Below are 2,195 nucleotides of genomic sequence, written 5' to 3' on the forward strand. Positions count from 1 at the left end.
ACGGGCAATTAGTACAGGTTAGCTCAACGCCTCACAACGCTTACACACCCTGCCTATCAACCTCATAGTCTTTAAGGGCCCTTTAGGATTCTCAAGGAATCAGGGAAAACTTATCTTGAAGGGGGCTTCCCGCTTAGATGCTTTCAGCGGTTATCCTGTCCGAACATAGCTACCGGGCAATGCGTCTGGCGACACAACCCGAACACCAGAGGTTCGTCCACTCCGGTCCTCTCGTACTAGGAGCAGCTCTTCTCAATTTTCCAACGTCCACGGCAGATAGGGACCGAACTGTCTCACGACGTTCTAAACCCAGCTCGCGTACCACTTTAAATGGCGAACAGCCATACCCTTGGGACCGGCTTCAGCCCCAGGATGTGATGAGCCGACATCGAGGTGCCAAACACCGCCGTCGATGTGAACTCTTGGGCGGTATCAGCCTGTTATCCCCGGAGTACCTTTTATCCGTTGAGCGATGGCCCTTCCATACAGAACCACCGGATCACTATGACCTACTTTCGTACCTGCTCGACGTGTCTGTCTCGCAGTTAAGCGCGCTTATGCCATTACACTAACCGCATGATGTCCGACCATGCTTAGCGCACCTTCGTGCTCCTCCGTTACTCTTTGGGAGGAGACCGCCCCAGTCAAACTACCCACCACACAGTGTCCTCGATCCCGATAAGGGACCAGAGTTAGAACCTCAAACATACCAGGGTGGTATTTCAAGGATGGCTCCACACACACTGGCGTGCATGTTTCAAAGCCTCCCACCTATCCTACACAAATAGGCTCAAAGTTCACTGTGAAGCTGTAGTAAAGGTTCACGGGGTCTTTCCGTCTAGCCGCGGATACGCTGCATCTTAACAGCGATTTCAATTTCACTGAGTCTCGGGTGGAGACAGCTTAGCCATCGTTACACCATTCGTGCAGGTCGGAACTTACCCGACAAGGAATTTCGCTACCTTAGGACCGTTATAGTTACGGCCGCCGTTTACCGGGGCTTCGATCAAGAGCTTCGCATACGCTAACCCCATCAATTAACCTTCCGGCACCGGGCAGGTGTCACACCCTATACGTCCTCTTTCGAGTTTGCAGAGTGCTGTGTTTTTAATAAACAGTCGCAGCTAACTGGTATCTTCGACTGCCGCTAGCTTAGGGAGCAAGTCCCATCACCGGCAGCAGCGTACCTTCTCCCGAAGTTACGGTACCATTTTGCCTAGTTCCTTCACCCGAGTTCTCTCAAGCGCCTTGGTATTCTCTACCTGACCACCTGTGTCGGTTTGGGGTACGGTTCCTTTATATCTGAAGCTTAGAAGTTTTTCCTGGAAGCAGAGCATCAACCACTTCAATCCCGTAGGATCTCGTCATCAGTTCTCAGCCTTAGGGACCCGGATTTGCCTAAGTCCCCAGCCTACAACCTTAAACATGGACAACCATCGCCATGCTGGCCTAGCTTTCTCCGTCTCTCCATCGCAATATAAAGAAGTACAGGAATATTAACCTGTTTCCCATCGACTACGCTTCTCAGCCTCGCCTTAGGGGCCGACTCACCCTGCGCCGATTAGCGTTGCGCAGGAACCCTTGGTCTTCCGGCGGGGAGGTTTTTCACCCCCCTTATCGTTACTCATGTCAGCATTCGCACTTCTGATACCTCCAGCAAACCTCTCGATTCACCTTCAACAGCGTACAGAACGCTCCTCTACCATATAGATAAATCTATATCCGCAGCTTCGGTTCATAGTTTGAGCCCCGTTAAATCTTCCGCGCAGGCCGACTCGACTAGTGAGCTATTACGCTTTCTTTAAAGGGTGGCTGCTTCTAAGCCAACCTCCTAGCTGTCTAAGCCTTCCCACATCGTTTCCCACTTAACTATGAATTTGGGACCTTAGCTGGCGGTCTGGGTTGTTGCCCTCTCCACGACGGACGTTAGCACCCGCCGTGTGTCTCCCGTGCTCGCACTCCTAGGTATTCGGAGTTTGCATGGGGTTGGTAAGTCGGGATGACCCCCTAGCCCAAACAGTGCTCTACCCCCTAGGGTGATACACGAGGCGCTACCTAAATAGCTTTCGAGGAGAACCAGCTATCTCCGAGTTTGATTAGCCTTTCACTCCTATCCACAAGTCATCCCCTGGCTTTTCAACGACAGTGGGTTCGGTCCTCCAGTCAGTGTTACCTAACCTTCAACCTGCTCGTGG

Annotated in this window: 1 rRNA gene; it reads right to left on the bottom strand. The window is 52.1% G+C overall.

From position 1 onward, the window contains the following. A 23S ribosomal RNA gene (locus A3739_RS08880) occupies positions 1-2,195 on the bottom strand; the annotation flags it as partial.

This window comes from Oleiphilus sp. HI0067, assembly GCF_001635735.1.